The 14,699-nt window shown below is 59.6% G+C and carries 11 protein-coding genes and 10 pseudogenes; 7 read left to right on the forward strand and 14 right to left on the reverse strand.

Annotated features, from left to right (window positions below; genetic code table 11):
- Positions 1 to 321: 321 nt before the first annotated feature.
- Positions 322 to 768, forward strand: a complete 447-nt coding sequence (locus U5G49_RS35950; RefSeq protein ID WP_376770325.1) for a thermonuclease family protein — start codon at positions 322 to 324, stop codon at positions 766 to 768.
- 240 nt (positions 769 to 1,008) lie between these two features.
- Here U5G49_RS35950 and U5G49_RS35955 read toward each other — a convergent pair whose 3' ends face one another.
- Together U5G49_RS35955 and U5G49_RS35960 are read right to left on the reverse strand one after the other, a co-directional pair.
- Positions 1,009 to 1,245 (reverse strand): hypothetical protein, encoded by a 237-nt coding sequence (locus U5G49_RS35955; protein ID WP_322790967.1) that lies wholly within the window; start codon positions 1,243 to 1,245, stop codon positions 1,009 to 1,011.
- Positions 1,246 to 1,449: 204 nt separating this feature from the next.
- The gene (locus U5G49_RS35960) at positions 1,450 to 2,517 is read right to left on the reverse strand and encodes an IS110 family RNA-guided transposase (protein ID WP_130751121.1); all 1,068 of its coding nucleotides are present in this window, start codon (positions 2,515 to 2,517) and stop codon (positions 1,450 to 1,452) included.
- A 576-nt stretch (positions 2,518 to 3,093) separates the two neighbouring features.
- On the opposite strand from U5G49_RS35960, the gene U5G49_RS35965 reads away from it, so the two are divergent.
- Positions 3,094 to 3,393, forward strand: coding sequence for a WGR domain-containing protein (locus U5G49_RS35965; RefSeq protein WP_193442116.1), 300 nt, complete (start codon positions 3,094 to 3,096; stop codon positions 3,391 to 3,393).
- Positions 3,394 to 3,943: 550 nt separating this feature from the next.
- Here U5G49_RS35965 and U5G49_RS35970 read toward each other — a convergent pair.
- On the reverse strand, positions 3,944 to 4,495 hold the full coding sequence (locus U5G49_RS35970) for an N-6 DNA methylase (RefSeq protein ID WP_193446705.1): 552 nt from the start codon (positions 4,493 to 4,495) through the stop codon (positions 3,944 to 3,946).
- A gap of 68 nt (positions 4,496 to 4,563) precedes the next feature.
- On the opposite strand from U5G49_RS35970, the pseudogene U5G49_RS35975 reads away from it, so the two are divergent.
- Positions 4,564 to 4,797, forward strand: a pseudogene (locus U5G49_RS35975) (tyrosine-type recombinase/integrase); the annotation flags it as partial.
- A gap of 6 nt (positions 4,798 to 4,803) precedes the next feature.
- A pseudogene (locus tag U5G49_RS37350) lies at positions 4,804 to 4,935 on the forward strand (IS91 family transposase); the annotation flags it as partial.
- Between the two features lie 273 nt (positions 4,936 to 5,208).
- On the opposite strand, the pseudogene U5G49_RS37245 reads toward U5G49_RS37350, so the two are convergent.
- Positions 5,209 to 5,807: pseudogene (locus tag U5G49_RS37245) on the reverse strand (transposase); the annotation flags it as partial.
- Positions 5,808 to 6,050: 243 nt separating this feature from the next.
- On the opposite strand from U5G49_RS37245, the pseudogene U5G49_RS35980 reads away from it, so the two are divergent.
- Positions 6,051 to 6,233 (forward strand): annotated as a pseudogene (locus tag U5G49_RS35980) (IS630 family transposase); the annotation flags it as partial.
- A gap of 295 nt (positions 6,234 to 6,528) precedes the next feature.
- Here U5G49_RS35980 and repC (U5G49_RS35985) read toward each other — a convergent pair.
- From repC (U5G49_RS35985) to U5G49_RS36010, 6 genes and pseudogenes are all read right to left on the reverse strand, one after another.
- Positions 6,529 to 7,737, reverse strand: a complete 1,209-nt coding sequence (gene repC / locus U5G49_RS35985) for a plasmid replication protein RepC (RefSeq protein WP_322790968.1) — start codon at positions 7,735 to 7,737, stop codon at positions 6,529 to 6,531.
- Positions 7,738 to 7,892: 155 nt separating this feature from the next.
- A pseudogene (locus tag U5G49_RS35990) lies at positions 7,893 to 8,177 on the reverse strand (plasmid partitioning protein RepB); the annotation flags it as partial.
- Positions 8,178 to 8,193: 16 nt separating this feature from the next.
- Positions 8,194 to 8,383 (reverse strand): annotated as a pseudogene (locus U5G49_RS35995) (nucleotide-binding protein); the annotation flags it as partial.
- 387 nt (positions 8,384 to 8,770) lie between these two features.
- Positions 8,771 to 9,346 (reverse strand): annotated as a pseudogene (gene repC / locus U5G49_RS36000) (plasmid replication protein RepC); the annotation flags it as partial.
- A gap of 155 nt (positions 9,347 to 9,501) precedes the next feature.
- Positions 9,502 to 9,786 (reverse strand): annotated as a pseudogene (locus tag U5G49_RS36005) (plasmid partitioning protein RepB); the annotation flags it as partial.
- Between the two features lie 16 nt (positions 9,787 to 9,802).
- Positions 9,803 to 9,992 (reverse strand): annotated as a pseudogene (locus tag U5G49_RS36010) (nucleotide-binding protein); the annotation flags it as partial.
- Positions 9,993 to 10,130: 138 nt separating this feature from the next.
- Here U5G49_RS36010 and U5G49_RS37250 point away from each other — a divergent pair.
- Positions 10,131 to 10,265: pseudogene (locus U5G49_RS37250) on the forward strand (conjugal transfer protein TrbE); the annotation flags it as partial.
- 605 nt (positions 10,266 to 10,870) lie between these two features.
- Here U5G49_RS37250 and U5G49_RS36015 read toward each other — a convergent pair.
- Positions 10,871 to 11,032, reverse strand: coding sequence for a hypothetical protein (locus U5G49_RS36015; RefSeq protein ID WP_193446239.1), 162 nt, complete (start codon positions 11,030 to 11,032; stop codon positions 10,871 to 10,873).
- Between the two features lie 298 nt (positions 11,033 to 11,330).
- Positions 11,331 to 11,642: a DUF736 domain-containing protein gene (locus tag U5G49_RS36020; RefSeq protein WP_193446234.1), complete on the reverse strand. Its 312-nt coding sequence runs from the start codon at positions 11,640 to 11,642 to the stop codon at positions 11,331 to 11,333.
- A 457-nt stretch (positions 11,643 to 12,099) separates the two neighbouring features.
- On the opposite strand from U5G49_RS36020, the gene U5G49_RS36025 reads away from it, so the two are divergent.
- A complete protein-coding gene (locus U5G49_RS36025) occupies positions 12,100 to 12,309 on the forward strand; it encodes a hypothetical protein (RefSeq protein WP_193446233.1) in 210 nt (69 codons plus the stop codon).
- Here the strand turns inward: U5G49_RS36025 and U5G49_RS36030 are convergent.
- Both U5G49_RS36030 and U5G49_RS36035 read right to left on the reverse strand, forming a co-directional pair.
- A complete protein-coding gene (locus tag U5G49_RS36030) occupies positions 12,282 to 13,208 on the reverse strand; it encodes an ArdC family protein (protein WP_193446232.1) in 927 nt (308 codons plus the stop codon). The two genes, U5G49_RS36025 and U5G49_RS36030, sit on opposite strands and share 28 nt — an antisense overlap.
- A 298-nt stretch (positions 13,209 to 13,506) precedes the next feature.
- Positions 13,507 to 14,091, reverse strand: coding sequence for a hypothetical protein (locus U5G49_RS36035; RefSeq protein ID WP_193446231.1), 585 nt, complete (start codon positions 14,089 to 14,091; stop codon positions 13,507 to 13,509).
- Positions 14,092 to 14,699 lie beyond the last annotated feature (608 nt).

Below are 14,699 nucleotides of genomic sequence, written 5' to 3' on the forward strand. Positions count from 1 at the left end.
TGGGAACAGGGCAGCCGCAGGAGCCTCAACATAGTGGCCCGAAGGGGAGGCGGGATCGACTGCTCGCCGCCCCTCGCGCACCATTTTGCCGGCCACACTGCAGCCGGGAGCCAAGCTCGTCCGTAAACGCAGATGAAACCGAGTCCGACATAGGCTGAGCCGAAACGAGGGGATCGGATAGTGGCGAAATCGAATGTGGTTCCGTTCAGAAAGCCGCCGAAGGCCGGAGGCGGCCGCGATCGACAGCGCCGGGGGGGAGGACTGCTGAGATCCGGGCAGAACAGATGGCGTAAACACTCGACGGCAGTTCTATGCACCGTAATCATTGCAGTTGCAGGTTGGCTTGCCTATGGCGGCGCCGACGCTCTCCCTGGTTTCGCCACTTTGGCCAAGGTACCGACGACGGATTCATTGTCGGCCGCATTTTCGATCTGCGACGGAAGCCATCGAGCGAACTGCGTCGTCGACGGCGACACATTCTGGTTCAACGGCCAGAAAATCCGCGTCGCCGACATCGATACGCCTGAACTCAGCCCGCCCCGGTGCGAGGCGGAACGGATAAGGGGTGAGGCGGCAAAATCCCGCCTGCTGTCGCTGCTCAACGCCGGCAAATTCTCGCTAGCGGCCGGGTTCCGTGACGAAGACAAATATGGACGCAAACTGCGGACCGTATCCCGTGCGGGCAACTCGCTGGGCGACGCCTTGATCAAGGAAGGGCTTGCCCGATCATGGTATGGTGCCCGACACGGCTGGTGCCAGGGCGGGTGACAGCCATCATCACCTTCCCTGCACGGGAGAGGGATAGGGGTTTGGGGAAAGGGAGGAGGGAACCGTCCCCTTTCCTCATGGGAGGAAGTTTGAAGGAGGGGCATTGCCCTTCCTTCATGGGGTGAGGTTGAGAGGGGCGGCGGAGCCCCTTTCATAGCCGCTCTGGTTGGTCGATCCGGCTGGAGCGGCTCATGTGAAGAGGCAGAGACCAGAGGCGACAAGCCGCCTCTGGTCTCTGCCTCAATCGCCCGGGTCGAAGGGTTCTTTGTCCTCAAGGCCGATGTGCCATCGTTTGTTGGACCACCGCGACGGGAGGTAGATCTCATCACCGCCAAAATGCGCAATGATGATCTCGTCCGCCTCGTGGAACAAACCGAAATCGACCTTGTTGTCGACTGCCCAAAGCAGCGCTGCAGACAGAAACTCCCGCGAGATATCGGCGGGAAGATGCACTTCCGCATCGAAATTTCCGCGCAATCGTTCAAGCCATCGGCATTCGTACCGATCGGCAAAGTCTCTCTTTCCGCCGGACAGATCGCTTTGCTGTCCTTCGGTTCTTGAACCAGTCTCCAATGCGTGACCTGATGCCTGGGGCTTCGGTCACAGAGTGGCGTTCGGCTCCCGGTTTCCCATTCTCCTTGAGAAGCGCAACCCAGTTCTACCGGGCTCGCTAGACTGCCATCAGGACAACCGGGATATCGTCGACGCGCCTTCCATGGTGGCGGTGCCGCGCGGCTCGTAGGCGCGCTGGTCACGCAGGATCTGGAAGGCGATCGTCAGAAGCTTGCGCGCGATGGCAACCCGCGCCTTGTTTATTCCTTTGATCTTCAGATGCTCGTATTGGGCGCGCAGCTGTGGATCGCTGGCGATGGCAGGTGTTACCGCCTCGACGAAGGCCCAGCGCAGCCACTTGTTGCCCTGCTTGATGATCTTGCCGTGGAAGGTCTTGCCGCCGGAGGAATAGGTCGAGGGCACAAGCCCGGCATAGGCGGCAAGCTTCTTCGGTTGGCGGAACCGCGATATGTCGTCGATCTCCGCATCGATCAGCCGGGCGAAGAACTCGCCGATGCCGGGGATCGTCTTCAACAGCTTGACGTTGGCATTGGCCTTGGTCATCGCCCGGATCGTTGCTTCCGACTGTTTGATCCGCATGTCGATGTCGCCGATGAAGGCGAGACCACGGTCAATCTGGATGCGGTCGATCTCAGAGACGTTCACTTGAGCCAGCTGGACGCGGCCGGCCTTGCCAAACAGGTCGCCAAGCTTCTTCAATTGCGCCGTCTGCTCCGGATAGCGGTCGAACACCGTGACGATCCGGTTCTTCGTCATCGTGCGCAGCCGCACGTAAAACATCCGTTCGCGTAGCGCGACGCGAAGGTCCCGCGATCTCTCGCTTGGCGCCCAGGCTTCGGGTACCAGATCGGCTCTGAGCAGATGTGCCAGCACCGTCGCGTCGATCTTGTCGGTCTTGATCTTGGCGTCGGCGATCGCCTTAACCTTCAGCGGATGGGCGAGAACGACATCATCACAAATGTCGTCGAGCCAGTCGTACATCACCATCCAGTTGCGCGTCGCCTCGACAACCGCATGCGAGTTCTCTCGATAGCGTTCGAGAAACCCGCCGAGCGACTGTCGGTCGTTCTTCACCCGGCCGGATCTCAGCGTCTTGCCGCTGCTGTCCTGAACCACCAGGTGGCTGTAGGATTTGTGGTAGTCGACCCCGATATGGTATTCATAAGAGGCAGTCATGCTTCCAACTCCCTTATTGAGATCTTCGAAACCCCAATAAGATAAGCCGAAAGGCTGGAAGTGTGACTGTCCCTCGATCATCATCTGCATCTCAGTGATCCGTTCTCTCAACGGCCGCGGCCTCTTTCATGCCACCTCCTTTTCGTTTTCTGACGAAAGGTGTCCGCACTGTAGCCCGTGAGGGGTCAGGGACCGCGGGACGCGGCCGCGCTGCGGCGAGCGGAGGAACCGATTTTGTCTGTGCCGCTTGCGGTGTTGGGAAAATTGGAGGGGCCGCGATGTCCTTGACGCCGGAACGGCGGGTGCAAAAATGGGGGGTCAGAGAGAGATAGAACCGCGTCCTGAAAGGACGCGACCGCTTGCCATCTCCGATGGCCACGAGACCTTCCGGCTGTCGCCTGACAACGATTTTTGACAGAGGCACGCTTTTAGTGCTGCGAGAGGATCGTGACCCAACGGGGTGGAGACCGCGTGCGGGCTCCGGTCGCAGCGCGACTAGAGCCGCGCGCCATCGGCGCCTCGCCCGAAACGCCATTCTTCACGAAAATGAATCGGTCGCACCTGTAGGATTCACATATGTCGTTGGACGTGGCGGCACCGTGCGACGATCATGTGGACATGATTTCGCAACCCTACCAGCTCTATGTCGAACGAACGGATCCAGCCAAGAACATGGCGCGGTACTATGCCATGGAGATCGAGCAGACGATGTTCGGAGAGGCCTGCCTGACCCGGCGATGGGGACGGATCGGCAAGCGTGGCCAGGAGAAACAGCATGTGTTCGAACGGGAAGAGGAAGCGGTTCGGTTGTTCCTTGAGTTGCTGAAGCAAAAACGTGGTCGCGGCTATCGGCCAAAAGCAACGCTCCGATATTAGGGAAGCTGACCATAATTGTTTTCCGCGTTCCAGCTGGTAGAGGAGGGGCCGACGAAGCGGCCCTGGTGACGCATCACTCGCGCCGGTTCCAGTCGGTCTCGAACGACGCCTCGATTTCGACGACGAAGGGAATCTTGATGGCCAGTTTGAGGCCGAGTTTTCCCTTGCGGAAGAAGTGACCAGATCACCTTGCCGAGAGTGCGGAGCCGACGGCCGGTCGCGGTGAGGAATTGAGCGAGCTGTTGCACGGTGCGGATATCGCGGGGATAGGCCGTATGACGGACAAGGAGGCGGCGCACCTGAACGGCCGAAACGAGAGTGAAGGACCTGCCGGCGACAAAATTTTGGCGCGCGAGGAGCCGCAACGCAGTGAGGAAATTCTGGCGCCGGCAGGTTGCGGCGCGAGGTACTGGATGCAGCATCCCCGATGTCGGACAGGGGGTCGGAAGGAGGAGTGCTGTAAGACTCCCGCTACATCGCCGGACGATCCCGTTGCTCTTGATGAAAAGCTAATCGAACCGCTCGGAAGTTCGGCCCGACGCCACGCCTTTCAGAACAGACGCAGTTGTCCATTCCTCTCGACAGCGGTTGCCGATGGCTCCCGCTCGGGCGCGGAAGAGTTGGCAGCAAAGATCGCAGCGGTTCGCGGCATTGCAGGGAGAAGCCATAGCCCCCGCGCCGGGTGCTTTGCCTCGCTCCTCCCGGAACCCCACGCTAAGCTATCGCCCACGATCAGGGTCGCGGGGATATGAAGAAGCGAAAACTGGATGTGGGCCATATGGACGGCGCGCGAGTCGATATCCACGGCGGTTACATGGAGAAACTGCTGGTCCTTTAATCCTGCCTCAAGGATGGCTTCGGTAACCGCAATGATCATCGCTCCGCTGCCGACTGCGGGTTCCTGCGCGATCATTAAGCCGCGTTCCGCAATCACCTTCTGGATATCCTCAGCCCTTCCGGCAGCCATTCGAGCTATCATTTGGTAGATGGGATATGGCGTGAAGAACTGTCCTTGCGCCTTGTTGTGCAATTCGAGCGCATGGAACGTCGCGAATCCCGGCGCGCAAAGTCGGCGCCGGCCGGGATCTCGAACGCGAGGCAAACGTGTCGCTGGCGAAACTGGCTCATTGGGTCAGGCGGCATATCTCCGATGATGAGATGCGGACGTCGCAACTCGCGCAGCATCTGAGAGTCTATTGGAAGCTGGCGCGACTGCAGGTTTGGCTGTTTCCCGGGCTAGACCAGAGCAAGCCCATCGATGTTCCGGTTTTAAATTCAGCCTGCCGTTCGGCGTGCGATGCGGCCGGCATCGAGAAACGGGTGACGGTGCATACGCTTCGCCACAGCTTTACCACCCATCCTCTGAAAAGCGGAACCGACATTCGCATCATCCGGGTTTTGCTCTAGTGTCAAATTCGTCACTATGGCAACTCCCAAATGGTCATCGGCAACTGAAGTTGGACCTTTGCCGAAGCCTGCTCGACGTCCTGCCGCCGGCAGCGGCCAGTCGAAGAACAAGACGTAAAGCCACCACCTTCCGCGCTTGGAAACCGCTCCAGCCGGCCAGCATGGAACGAGGTCATAATCATATCGTACGTGGTATCGTTGCAATGATATGGCAGGCGGAAGAGCCGGCGTGATCGCCATCCAGTCGCGATAGAGGATCTCAAGGGCCGATTCCTTACGCCAGGCTTTCACCGCCATCTGCACCGTCTGCAGGCTGAACCGTGCTGATCGACGTTCATCTGCAGCCGCAGCACTATGGCTGCCGAGAGTGGCGGCTCAGCCTCCAGCCATACTTGGATCTGAGCCTCCGGCAATCACAAGACCGCGTTCTCGCGTCCGCACTGGCACGCACTCGGCCCAACCGGTGGCGATATCGGTGAACACTATTGTCTATACGAAGCCGCCGGATGAAGAGGTGACGGATTGGGCCACGAAATCGAACTCGACTGACCTGGCGGCGGATCGTTCCACTCCCCAAACGTGCGCATAGGAACCAACCGCCGATCCGCAGAACTCATTCCGGCACGAAGGCGTCGTTCGCCGCGGGCTACAGCACGCATTTCCGACCGAAGGCGATCCATGGTCGCTTGCGCTGATCGTCAACAGCTTGTCGCGCAGCTCGATACCAAGATCCAGCTGGCCATGCCGCTCAAGGACCGGCAGCAGGATGGGGATCAGCGGCTTGAAGGTGTTTCTAGAAGAGGCGGTCAGATGCTTCCCACATCGCTGCTACCAATGCCTCCTGAACTTCAGCGCGATAGCCCACGGGAATACTGTCTAGCGGTGACGAACCGGTCGCCCGAACTCGCCTAGAATCCGTTGGTTGTCGGCCCGGCAGCTCGCTCGATATCACTCGACAATTGCTTCGACCAATTCCGATGTGTCGCCATGCTAACCCGCCTCGCCATCCATCTCCGGACCAGGAAGACAGCAACGGCTTCTTCGCCTCGGGTCGTAGACTCTACCGGTAGCAACCAAGTGAGGCAATGCGCCTCTCCAGTTTCTCAGTTCGCCTAACACACGCTCGATGAGTTGTGCATCGGACTGGCGTGACGCGGTCTGCTGGTCCACGCTCTACAGTCGGCCGATCACGCAACCAATACCAAGCCGACCAGGCGCGCCGGATTGGCATCCAAGGCGAGCGCTATCGCACCCACGCGCCCTTCGGCCATTGGAATACGCAGACCTTCAACGCCGGCCTGCGCTGAAATAGCCAGATCGCCCCTTGGATCGTCACTGCACCAATGAACCGGCGCATCTTCGAAGCTTGGATCGAAACACAACTCGCTACGACGCTGTCAAGCGGCGACGTCGTCATCCTCGACAGTGAAGCGGAAAAGCAAATGATCCTGTGAATCATTTGCCCGCCGAACGGCTTCGACAAAAGCGACAGGAGCTAGTCAGTTGGTTAAATCCAAGGCGCCGGGCTCCTCTTCCTGCCGCTTATCCGCCCAATCTCACCGAAATGGCATTTTCCAAACTCCAGACCTTTGGGGCGCAAACGACCAACCCGAAGCTTCGATTTCATCACTCCAAGCCCTCGGCGAGATCGTCAGCGTCTTCTCGCTTTCAGAATGACGACACTTCTTCAAAGCTCCCGGCTATGGGGCTGAGTAAATGCGAACGCTTTTAACCTGACTCCGCCTTCAGTCTCCTCTGCCGACGTGCGTTTATCATCGGCCCAAGTGAAAATTCGCCCCGTGCCGCCCTGCGTGTGAGATCTCGGAGATATCCCCCAGGCGAGTTGATGACCCCTGCCTGCTCGAGGATGCAAGCCACTACGACCGCCGCATTTTCCGGCTCCATCACCTCGCAGGCCTCTTGATAGGCCGACGGGCTGACGCCCAGCATCGACCGGACGACCTCCCCTGCATGCATCATGTCGCGCCAACTTCCGATCATACCGCCCGGCCCATATATCGCGATCTCGGGGCAAGCCCGCAGCACCACCTCAAGAGAAAGCTTCTGGAGTGGCTTCCTCTGCGGCCGATCATCGTCCACCGCCTTTGCGCCCAGCTCGTTTTCGGAGCGTGTTTCAAGTTCAAAGATGGATTCGGTATTTGAATTCTGTATGTGGCGCTCATTATGGTCACCATTGGTGCTATAATTCTCGTCTTTTTGCTGCATTTCCAGGATGTTGGTGACCTCCTGCCGCAAGAGCTCCATCTCGTCCAAGATTGAATTCACCTCACTGAGCGTCGGAGAGCGCGGAATCCTGCCCACGAGACCGCTGTACATCGCTTCGATGCTTTCCCAGTTGCCGGACGCACCTCCCTCGATCGCAGCAGAAATGAGCTTTCGAACGTCACGCCGGCATATCGTTAAATCTTCCTTCGCCCGGCGGAGGGCAAAGCGATCGGAAACGACCTGTTGCGCCATCACGGCAAGCTCTTCCGCTCGCATGAGCAACGGTGACAGATCAAAGCCGAATGCGCTATCGATCGCACCGGCCTTGTCCTTCCGGGCGAAGCGCTTTCCATTCGCACTGTCCTTCCGCACGATCAGTCCCGCCTCTACGAGAAGGGCCAGATGTCTACGAAGCGTGGCACCTGCTATACCGTGCGCACGAAGGGCCAATTGCACGTTGGACGGGAAAACAATGAGCTGCGCGTCTTGGCGCAATTCGGTGTCCGGATAAAAGCTCAGGAGCGCGTCCAGGACGGCAAGGCTGCGATCTTGCAGTCCAAGCAACTCCCTCGCTTCGGAAGCATCCCTAAACACCTTCCATTTGTCCGCGGTCTTACCTGGCTTGATCTCGGCCGTCGCAAGCTGTAGCTTCACCGAGCCAAGCGTCATCGGCCGCCGCCCAAAGGGCGTCGTCACACTTCCAATCTGCATTTTCTTCACCTTCAAAAAGGCAATAGAAAGCTGCTCACCAAATTACGGTGCCAAAGACTCTTGACTGGGATTCGGGGAAATGCGATTTCTGTTCGTGCTAAGGAAACAGAAGGGCTTCCACGACGGCAAGGTTTGGGAGCTCTTTTTCTTTGCCGTTAAATTCCCTGTTTCAGTTGATGCTTTGCACGGTGCGCCTCATAGAGCGCCGGCAAATGTTCCAAAACGAATGCTGCAAAGTCCGGCGTTGCTTTCCTGTCGATCGTGACCTCCACCTTGGACTTGGTCTGTTTTACCTGCGCTAGTCTGCCTCCACCCGGAGTTGACATGACGTCCGGCAGTCCACGCACAATTCGACGTGGCTTCAGGTGGTCGACCACCGCCTTGAATCTGTCTGCCGATCGCAAGGCTTGCACCTCTACCGAGGCTGCGAACAAAGGCGCGGCGGCGTAAAAGCTGCTTTTCGATCGGCACCTGCTCATCATCGTACCTAATAGCCCCATAAAGGGTTTCGTTTTGCCCGACATCAGCGGGCTGACGTAACCGCGCAAAGCGAGATACTGCGCTGGATGCGCAGCGGTGGTGGTCTTCCCAGACCACCTTTGAAATTCATGATAGCCGCGATCTTTTCCATTCCAGAATCCATCCGTTTGCCCCTGATTAGAATCGTTAAATTTTGTTTTTAGAGAAAGGCATAAAAGGCATAAGGTGAATATTTGATTGCGCAGATTCTCAGGTTGTGCATTAAATTGCCTCATGACGGTTTAAATACGCCTTGGCGTATATCTTCCGTCACGCAATCTAATGATTCGCCTGGACCAGTCAATAGCCAACAACATTTGCCGCCAACAAACTTACCCGCTCCATCGGAGCAGCCTTCGTCAGCCTCATTGAGTTTTGGTGTATTCCCTCTTAGTCGGGGCACAGCGAGGCAATTTCCTTGGCGATCCGCTCCGCGGTCCGGCGTGAACTAGCCTCCGACCGGGATGAGCGCTCCTCCATGCGGGCGACGCCTTCGCAGCGCGCCACGACTGCTCGACGCACCTCCCTCGATCGCAGCAGAAATGAGCTTTCGAACGTCACGCCGGCATATCGTTAAATCTTCCTTCGCCCGGCGGAGGGCAAAGCGATCGGAAACGACCTGTTGCGCCATCACGGCAAGCTCTTCCGCTCGCATGAGCAACGGTGACAGATCAAAGCCGAATGCGCTATCGATCGCACCGGCCTTGTCCTTCCGGGCGAAGCGCTTTCCATTCGCACTGTCCTTCCGCACGATCAGTCCCGCCTCTACGAGAAGGGCCAGATGTCTACGAAGCGTGGCACCTGCTATACCGTGCGCACGAAGGGCCAATTGCACGTTGGACGGGAAAACAATGAGCTGCGCGTCTTGGCGCAATTCGGTGTCCGGATAAAAGCTCAGGAGCGCGTCCAGGACGGCAAGGCTGCGATCTTGCAGTCCAAGCAACTCCCTCGCTTCGGAAGCATCCCTAAACACCTTCCATTTGTCCGCGGTCTTACCTGGCTTGATCTCGGCCGTCGCAAGCTGTAGCTTCACCGAGCCAAGCGTCATCGGCCGCCGCCCAAAGGGCGTCGTCACACTTCCAATCTGCATTTTCTTCACCTTCAAAAAGGCAATAGAAAGCTGCTCACCAAATTACGGTGCCAAAGACTCTTGACTGGGATTCGGGGAAATGCGATTTCTGTTCGTGCTAAGGAAACAGAAGGGCTTCCACGACGGCAAGGTTTGGGAGCTCTTTTTCTTTGCCGTTAAATTCCCTGTTTCAGTTGATGCTTTGCACGGTGCGCCTCATAGAGCGCCGGCAAATGTTCCAAAACGAATGCTGCAAAGTCCGGCGTTGCTTTCCTGTCGATCGTGACCTCCACCTTGGACTTGGTCTGTTTTACCTGCGCTAGTCTGCCTCCACCCGGAGTTGACATGACGTCCGGCAGTCCACGCACAATTCGACGTGGCTTCAGGTGGTCGACCACCGCCTTGAATCTGTCTGCCGATCGCAAGGCTTGCACCTCTACCGAGGCTGCGAACAAAGGCGCGGCGGCGTAAAAGCTGCTTTTCGATCGGCACCTGCTCATCATCGTACCTAATAGCCCCATAAAGGGTTTCGTTTTGCCCGACACCAGCGGGCTGACGTAACCGCGCAAAGCGAGATACTGCGCTGGATGCGCAGCGGTGGTGGTCTTCCCAGACCACCTTTGAAATTCATGATAGCCGCGATCTTTTCCATTCCAGAATCCATCCGTTTGCCACGGGATTTAGAAATCGTTAAATTTTGTTTTTAGAGCAAGGGCACAAGTTGAATATTACGCAGGTTTAATGTACGTATTCGCACGGTAGATAGCCGCTAACACAAGCGCGGGCACGCGCGGCCCGACTCACTCCATCGGAAGACCGTTGCCATTTTCCCGACCCAGCGACCCGCGCGATCGATGCCGAGCGGCGGGCGCATTTTGGGCGCGAGCAGGGGCATTTCGAGAGCAAGCATGCGCTGATCCTGACGTCCCGGCCACTCGAGTGTGAGTTGCTGAAGCAAAAAGCGTGGTCGCGGCTATCGGCCAAAAGCAACGCTCCGATATTAGGGAAGCTGACCATAATTGTTTTCCGCGTTCCAGCTGGTAGAGGAGGGGCCGACGAAGCGGCCCTGGTGACGCATCACTCGCGCCGGTTCCAGTCGGTCTCGAACGACGCCTCGATTTCGACGACGAAGGGAATCTTGATGGCCAGTTTGAGGCCGAGTTTTCCCTTGCGGAAGAAGTGACCAGATCACCTTGCCGAGAGTGCGGAGCCGACGGCCGGTCGCGGTGAGGAACTGAACGAGCTCTTGCACGGTATTTTCTCCTTTCGAAATGCGGATATCGCGGGGATAGGCCGCATGATGGGCAACGAGGGACGCACCTGACGGGCCGAAAGGAGAGGGGAGGACCTGCCGAAACCCGAATTTTGCGTCCACGAGGAGCCGCAACGCGGCGGGCAAAGCTCTGGAGGCGGCAGGTTGCGGGCGACGGACGGGATGCAGCATCCCCGATGTCGATGACAGGAGATCGAAAGGAGAGTCGCAGTGGATCGCTCCTCTCCGTGCTGTGGATGGCGGCGGTCCCCAGCGCTGGTGATATGCCGCCCTCAGAAGGGCGGCTCGACGTCGATGGAACCGTCCTGTTCACCAAGCATCACGATCAGCTCGGCCTGGGCGATTTCGAGCTCGGCCTCGATCTCGCGACGCTCGGCGGGCTCGATGCAGGCGTTCAGCTCGGCGCGCAGTTCTTCGATGTGTTGTTCGATCATCGTCATCTCCTTGATGTTTGAGAAAGATGACGCCCACCGGCGTGATGGTGGGTCAGGGTCAAGGATCGCGCATGCGACCGCCAGTGGCGGTGAGTGGGGGAGCCGAAATGCGTCAGCATTTTGGGGGAACCGCTCATCCTTGAAGCTGGCCCGGCTCCACGGCACGATTGGCTCGATATGAGCAGACCCCACCTCTCCGTATCGCACCCGAAAAGCCGGGAGCGGGCTCGACGCCCGTTACCGGCTTTCTCGAAGCGGCCAGTTGGCCCCGCCTCGGTGGCGGGGCCTTGTTGAGATCTCAATCCCGATTGGGGCGGGACCAGATCAGCTGGTAGCCGTCCTCGCCTTCGACCTCGGAGAGCGTTGCGTAGATCGGGGCGGGGAAGCTCGGGTCGTCCAGCTTGACCGAGAGATAGTCGCGGTCGCTCTCGCCGGAGCGCTTCTGCCAGGCGGCACCGAGCTCGACATTGCCGGCGTAGATGCGGAAGTGCGGACCCTTGTCGGAGGGGTTGTCGACGCAAGCGATGCGGGCCTTGACGTTGAGTGCGAGGGTGCGGATCGAGCCGGTGAAGCCGTTTTCGTTTGCGGTGAAGATGCCGATGGTAGCCATTGTCTGTTCCTTTCGGTTGTTTTCGGGCCGCGCCCTTCGCGGCCTCGATGGCTGTCGCAAGGATCGGGGACGATCGGACCGCACCCCGAAGGGGCTGAAACGAAGTGGAGGGCGGTCGGCCGCGGCTTTGTTGTTGCGCGAGGAATGGGCGCGCAGCGCTCAGGGGAAGAAAGTTGCGGACGACCGTTGCGGGAGAACGATCGAGGCGAAGCCGGTCGCCGATCAGACATGCCTCATCGAGCACGCGGAGGACGTGGCCTATGACAGCGGTGGGAGGAACTTGACATGGCGGCCCTCGTCAGCGCCCAGTCGTGCCGGAACGTTGCCGCCGCGAACCCATTGCCCTGTCTCTGAGTCAGGGCAACGGGTTTGGATACGACAAACTCGGCTGCCCGGGCAGTTGCCTCCTCTCATCAACGCGATATTGTCGGGCCGCGATTCGGCGCCTGGAGGATCTATGCGTCAGAAGACAAAGCCGTTTATCGTCGAAATCAAGCAGTCCCGAAAGCTGAAAGCCACCTATCGGAAACCATCGATATGGGGGAAACTGGACCTCAAGTCCGATCAGCACGCGCTCGCGGAGAGAGCGCCGAAAGAGCTGTCTGCCGTTGCGGTGACAACGACCGACCGTGACGACCCCTATGCAGCCGCTCTCTCATCGGCCTGAATGGGCTGGAGACCGTGCAGGAAGCTGACAGCACGCTGGGCATGCGCCGCGGCTTGGAAGACAGCCCGCCTGTCGTCGGATAGAATCTTCAGCCACGAGCCGAGGTAAGAGGCATGGTCCGGCCGTGGCTCCAACTCCGGCATAATCCCGAGATCGGCGCACAGGAAGCAACTGCCGAGCTCGGCGATCAGCTCCTCGCGGGCGCGTTCGCTCTTGTTTTTGGCATATCGGCTGAGATCGCGACCGACGCGATCAGGGCGCGCCGTCCAATGGCAACTTTCGTGACTCAGCGTTGCCACGTACGACGCGGCATCGCGAAACGTCTCGAACGGCGGCATCTGGATGTGATCCGTGACCGGCGAGTAATAAGCCTGCGAGCCGCCATGCCGAATGACGACTCCCGTATTGCGGAAAAAGCGATCGGCGTGCTCGACGCGCTCGAATGGACCGAGTACCGCATTCTGTCGGTGATGATAGTGCTCCGGCAGCCCATCGATCTGCTCAACATTGAAAACGGTGTACGCCTTCAGAAACGGGATCTCCCGGTCGACTTCTCCACCATTGCCGTCCGCCTCGGACTTGGTGAAGCGGCTGGCGAAGACGACCGTCGAACCGGTCTCGCCCTTGCGCACCGCCGCTCCCAGTTCGAGCGCCTGCTTGAACGTCATCCACATGGGTGACGTGAAGCCGCGCGCCATTCCCTCCGACCATAACAGGAGAATGTTCATGCCCGAATAGGGCTGACCGTTGTGGCGCAGCGGCCGGGTAATCCGGCCATCCGTGTTGGCCGCGTGCCAGGGTTTCATCCAAGGTTTTACGCCTTTTTCGAGATCGGCGACGATCCTATCCGTGATTCGCGCATAGATGTCGGCGCGTTCGCCTTCGGCTTTCCTGCTCATGTCATTATCCTCCGTTTGAGGCTGCGCCCATCGCGGCCCCGTCGCGGAGGTCCGAAGGCAGGAGCCATCGGGTGGCTTGCCGCACCGGAACGGCCGGAACGGAGAGAAGGACGGCGAAGCCGTTGCGGCAGGCCGCCGGCTCCTGCAGGACCGCCGACCGGGACGGGGCCGCGTGGCGGGCAGCGTCCGTGTTCTTCCTTTCCTTCCTTCGCGTGACATGGAAAAAGGCCGGTCCGAAAGGAACCGACCTAAGATTAGAGGGAAGTAGTGGCGGAGCCGAAGCTCCGCCCGAAACGGCTCAACCAAAAGCCGCCATCTGTGCTTCGGCCGCCTTGCGGTCGAGCGAGTGGCCAGGATTGTCGACTGGGCGGTCGAAAGGCTTCCAGGCTTCGCCGATGACTTGGCCGTAGGCTGCGACAGCGCCCTCGGCGGCCATCCGCAACGCGTGGGACTGTATACCCATATCGGCTGCGAATTCCCGTTTGCGCTGGGCGGCGCTGTCGTAGCCGACCGGGCCATCGAGGTCCTCGTCGCGGGCATCGTTTGCCGACTTGGCGGTGGCGGCGCGGGCCTCGGAGACTGCTCGGCTGTAGAACTGGCCGGCTCCGTGCGCCGAGCTGACATAGGCTCCGACGATGCGCTGGAGATGGATCTGCATCGCCTTTTCGCCGAGGCCGTCCGAGAGGCTGTCGGCGGTTTCGATTATCAGGCGCTCGTGGAGCTCACGGATGCCGTCGCTGTCGACCACCGCGGTCCCGAGATTCTCGGCGATTAGCATCGCCTGAGCGGTGTCCGGGCATGTGAGCCTGACCATTTCGAGGGTAGCGCCCTTGCGGAGCGGCACGACGCGGGCTGCGGATCGAGTTGTTACGGGCTTGGCCATGTGATCTTCCTTTCGTAGTTTCCACCGAAGCGGCTCCGGCCCCTGCCGGTCTGCCCTTCGATGCGGTCGACAGGAACCGGTTGAGGACGGGCGCTTTCACAGGTCCGGGAGGGCCGGACGAGCGAAACGGGTTTGCGGACAAGCGGGGTAAAGCCCCGCGCAGGACGCGGAGCCGTTTTGCGAGGAAGGCTGGACCGGCCGCTCCGCGGCGCGCCAGCGGCCTTGAAACGATCGGGCCGCCGGTTCAGACCGCAGCGAACACGAAGGGCAGACCGGCAGGGGCGGGGCTATGACAACGAACCACGGAGGAGAGAAGCCCTTGAGACCGGTAGCCCGCATCCCTTCCTCCAGCTCGGATCAGCAGCCACGAAAGCCCGCGCTCCGGTTGGGCTCACGCCGCCGCACCGTCCGAGTCATCGCCGGGGGCCGTACACATTGTGGCTATCGTCAACTCCGGGCGTTCGAGTTTGCGAGCCAGGAGCGGCGATTTCCCGTTCGCCGCTGGAAGATGTGCCGCTCGACGTGATCCTGAAACAGCTGTTCCTTGGCCGGACGCGACTCGCCCGGCGGTGCAAGTGGAGCTTGGCGTTCTCAGTGACCGTGATGCG

Source organism: Rhizobium indigoferae (assembly GCF_034554815.1).
Lineage (GTDB): Bacteria > Pseudomonadota > Alphaproteobacteria > Rhizobiales > Rhizobiaceae > Rhizobium > Rhizobium leguminosarum.

What these genes read in the sequence shown, in the direction of transcription:
- U5G49_RS35960 (WP_130751121.1), bottom strand. Translation starts at nt 2,517, where the DNA reads ATGACTGCCTCTTATGAATACCATATCGGGGTCGACTACCACAAATCC.
- U5G49_RS35965 (WP_193442116.1), top strand. Translation starts at nt 3,094, where the DNA reads ATGTCGTTGGACGTGGCGGCACCGTGCGACGATCATGTGGACATGATT.
- repC (WP_322790968.1), bottom strand. Translation starts at nt 7,737, where the DNA reads ATGCAGATTGGAAGTGTGACGACGCCCTTTGGGCGGCGGCCGATGACG.
- U5G49_RS36015 (WP_193446239.1), bottom strand. Translation starts at nt 11,032, where the DNA reads ATGATCGAACAACACATCGAAGAACTGCGCGCCGAGCTGAACGCCTGC.
- U5G49_RS36020 (WP_193446234.1), bottom strand. Translation starts at nt 11,642, where the DNA reads ATGGCTACCATCGGCATCTTCACCGCAAACGAAAACGGCTTCACCGGC.
- U5G49_RS36025 (WP_193446233.1), top strand. Translation starts at nt 12,100, where the DNA reads ATGCGTCAGAAGACAAAGCCGTTTATCGTCGAAATCAAGCAGTCCCGA.
- U5G49_RS36030 (WP_193446232.1), bottom strand. Translation starts at nt 13,208, where the DNA reads ATGAGCAGGAAAGCCGAAGGCGAACGCGCCGACATCTATGCGCGAATC.
- U5G49_RS36035 (WP_193446231.1), bottom strand. Translation starts at nt 14,091, where the DNA reads ATGGCCAAGCCCGTAACAACTCGATCCGCAGCCCGCGTCGTGCCGCTC.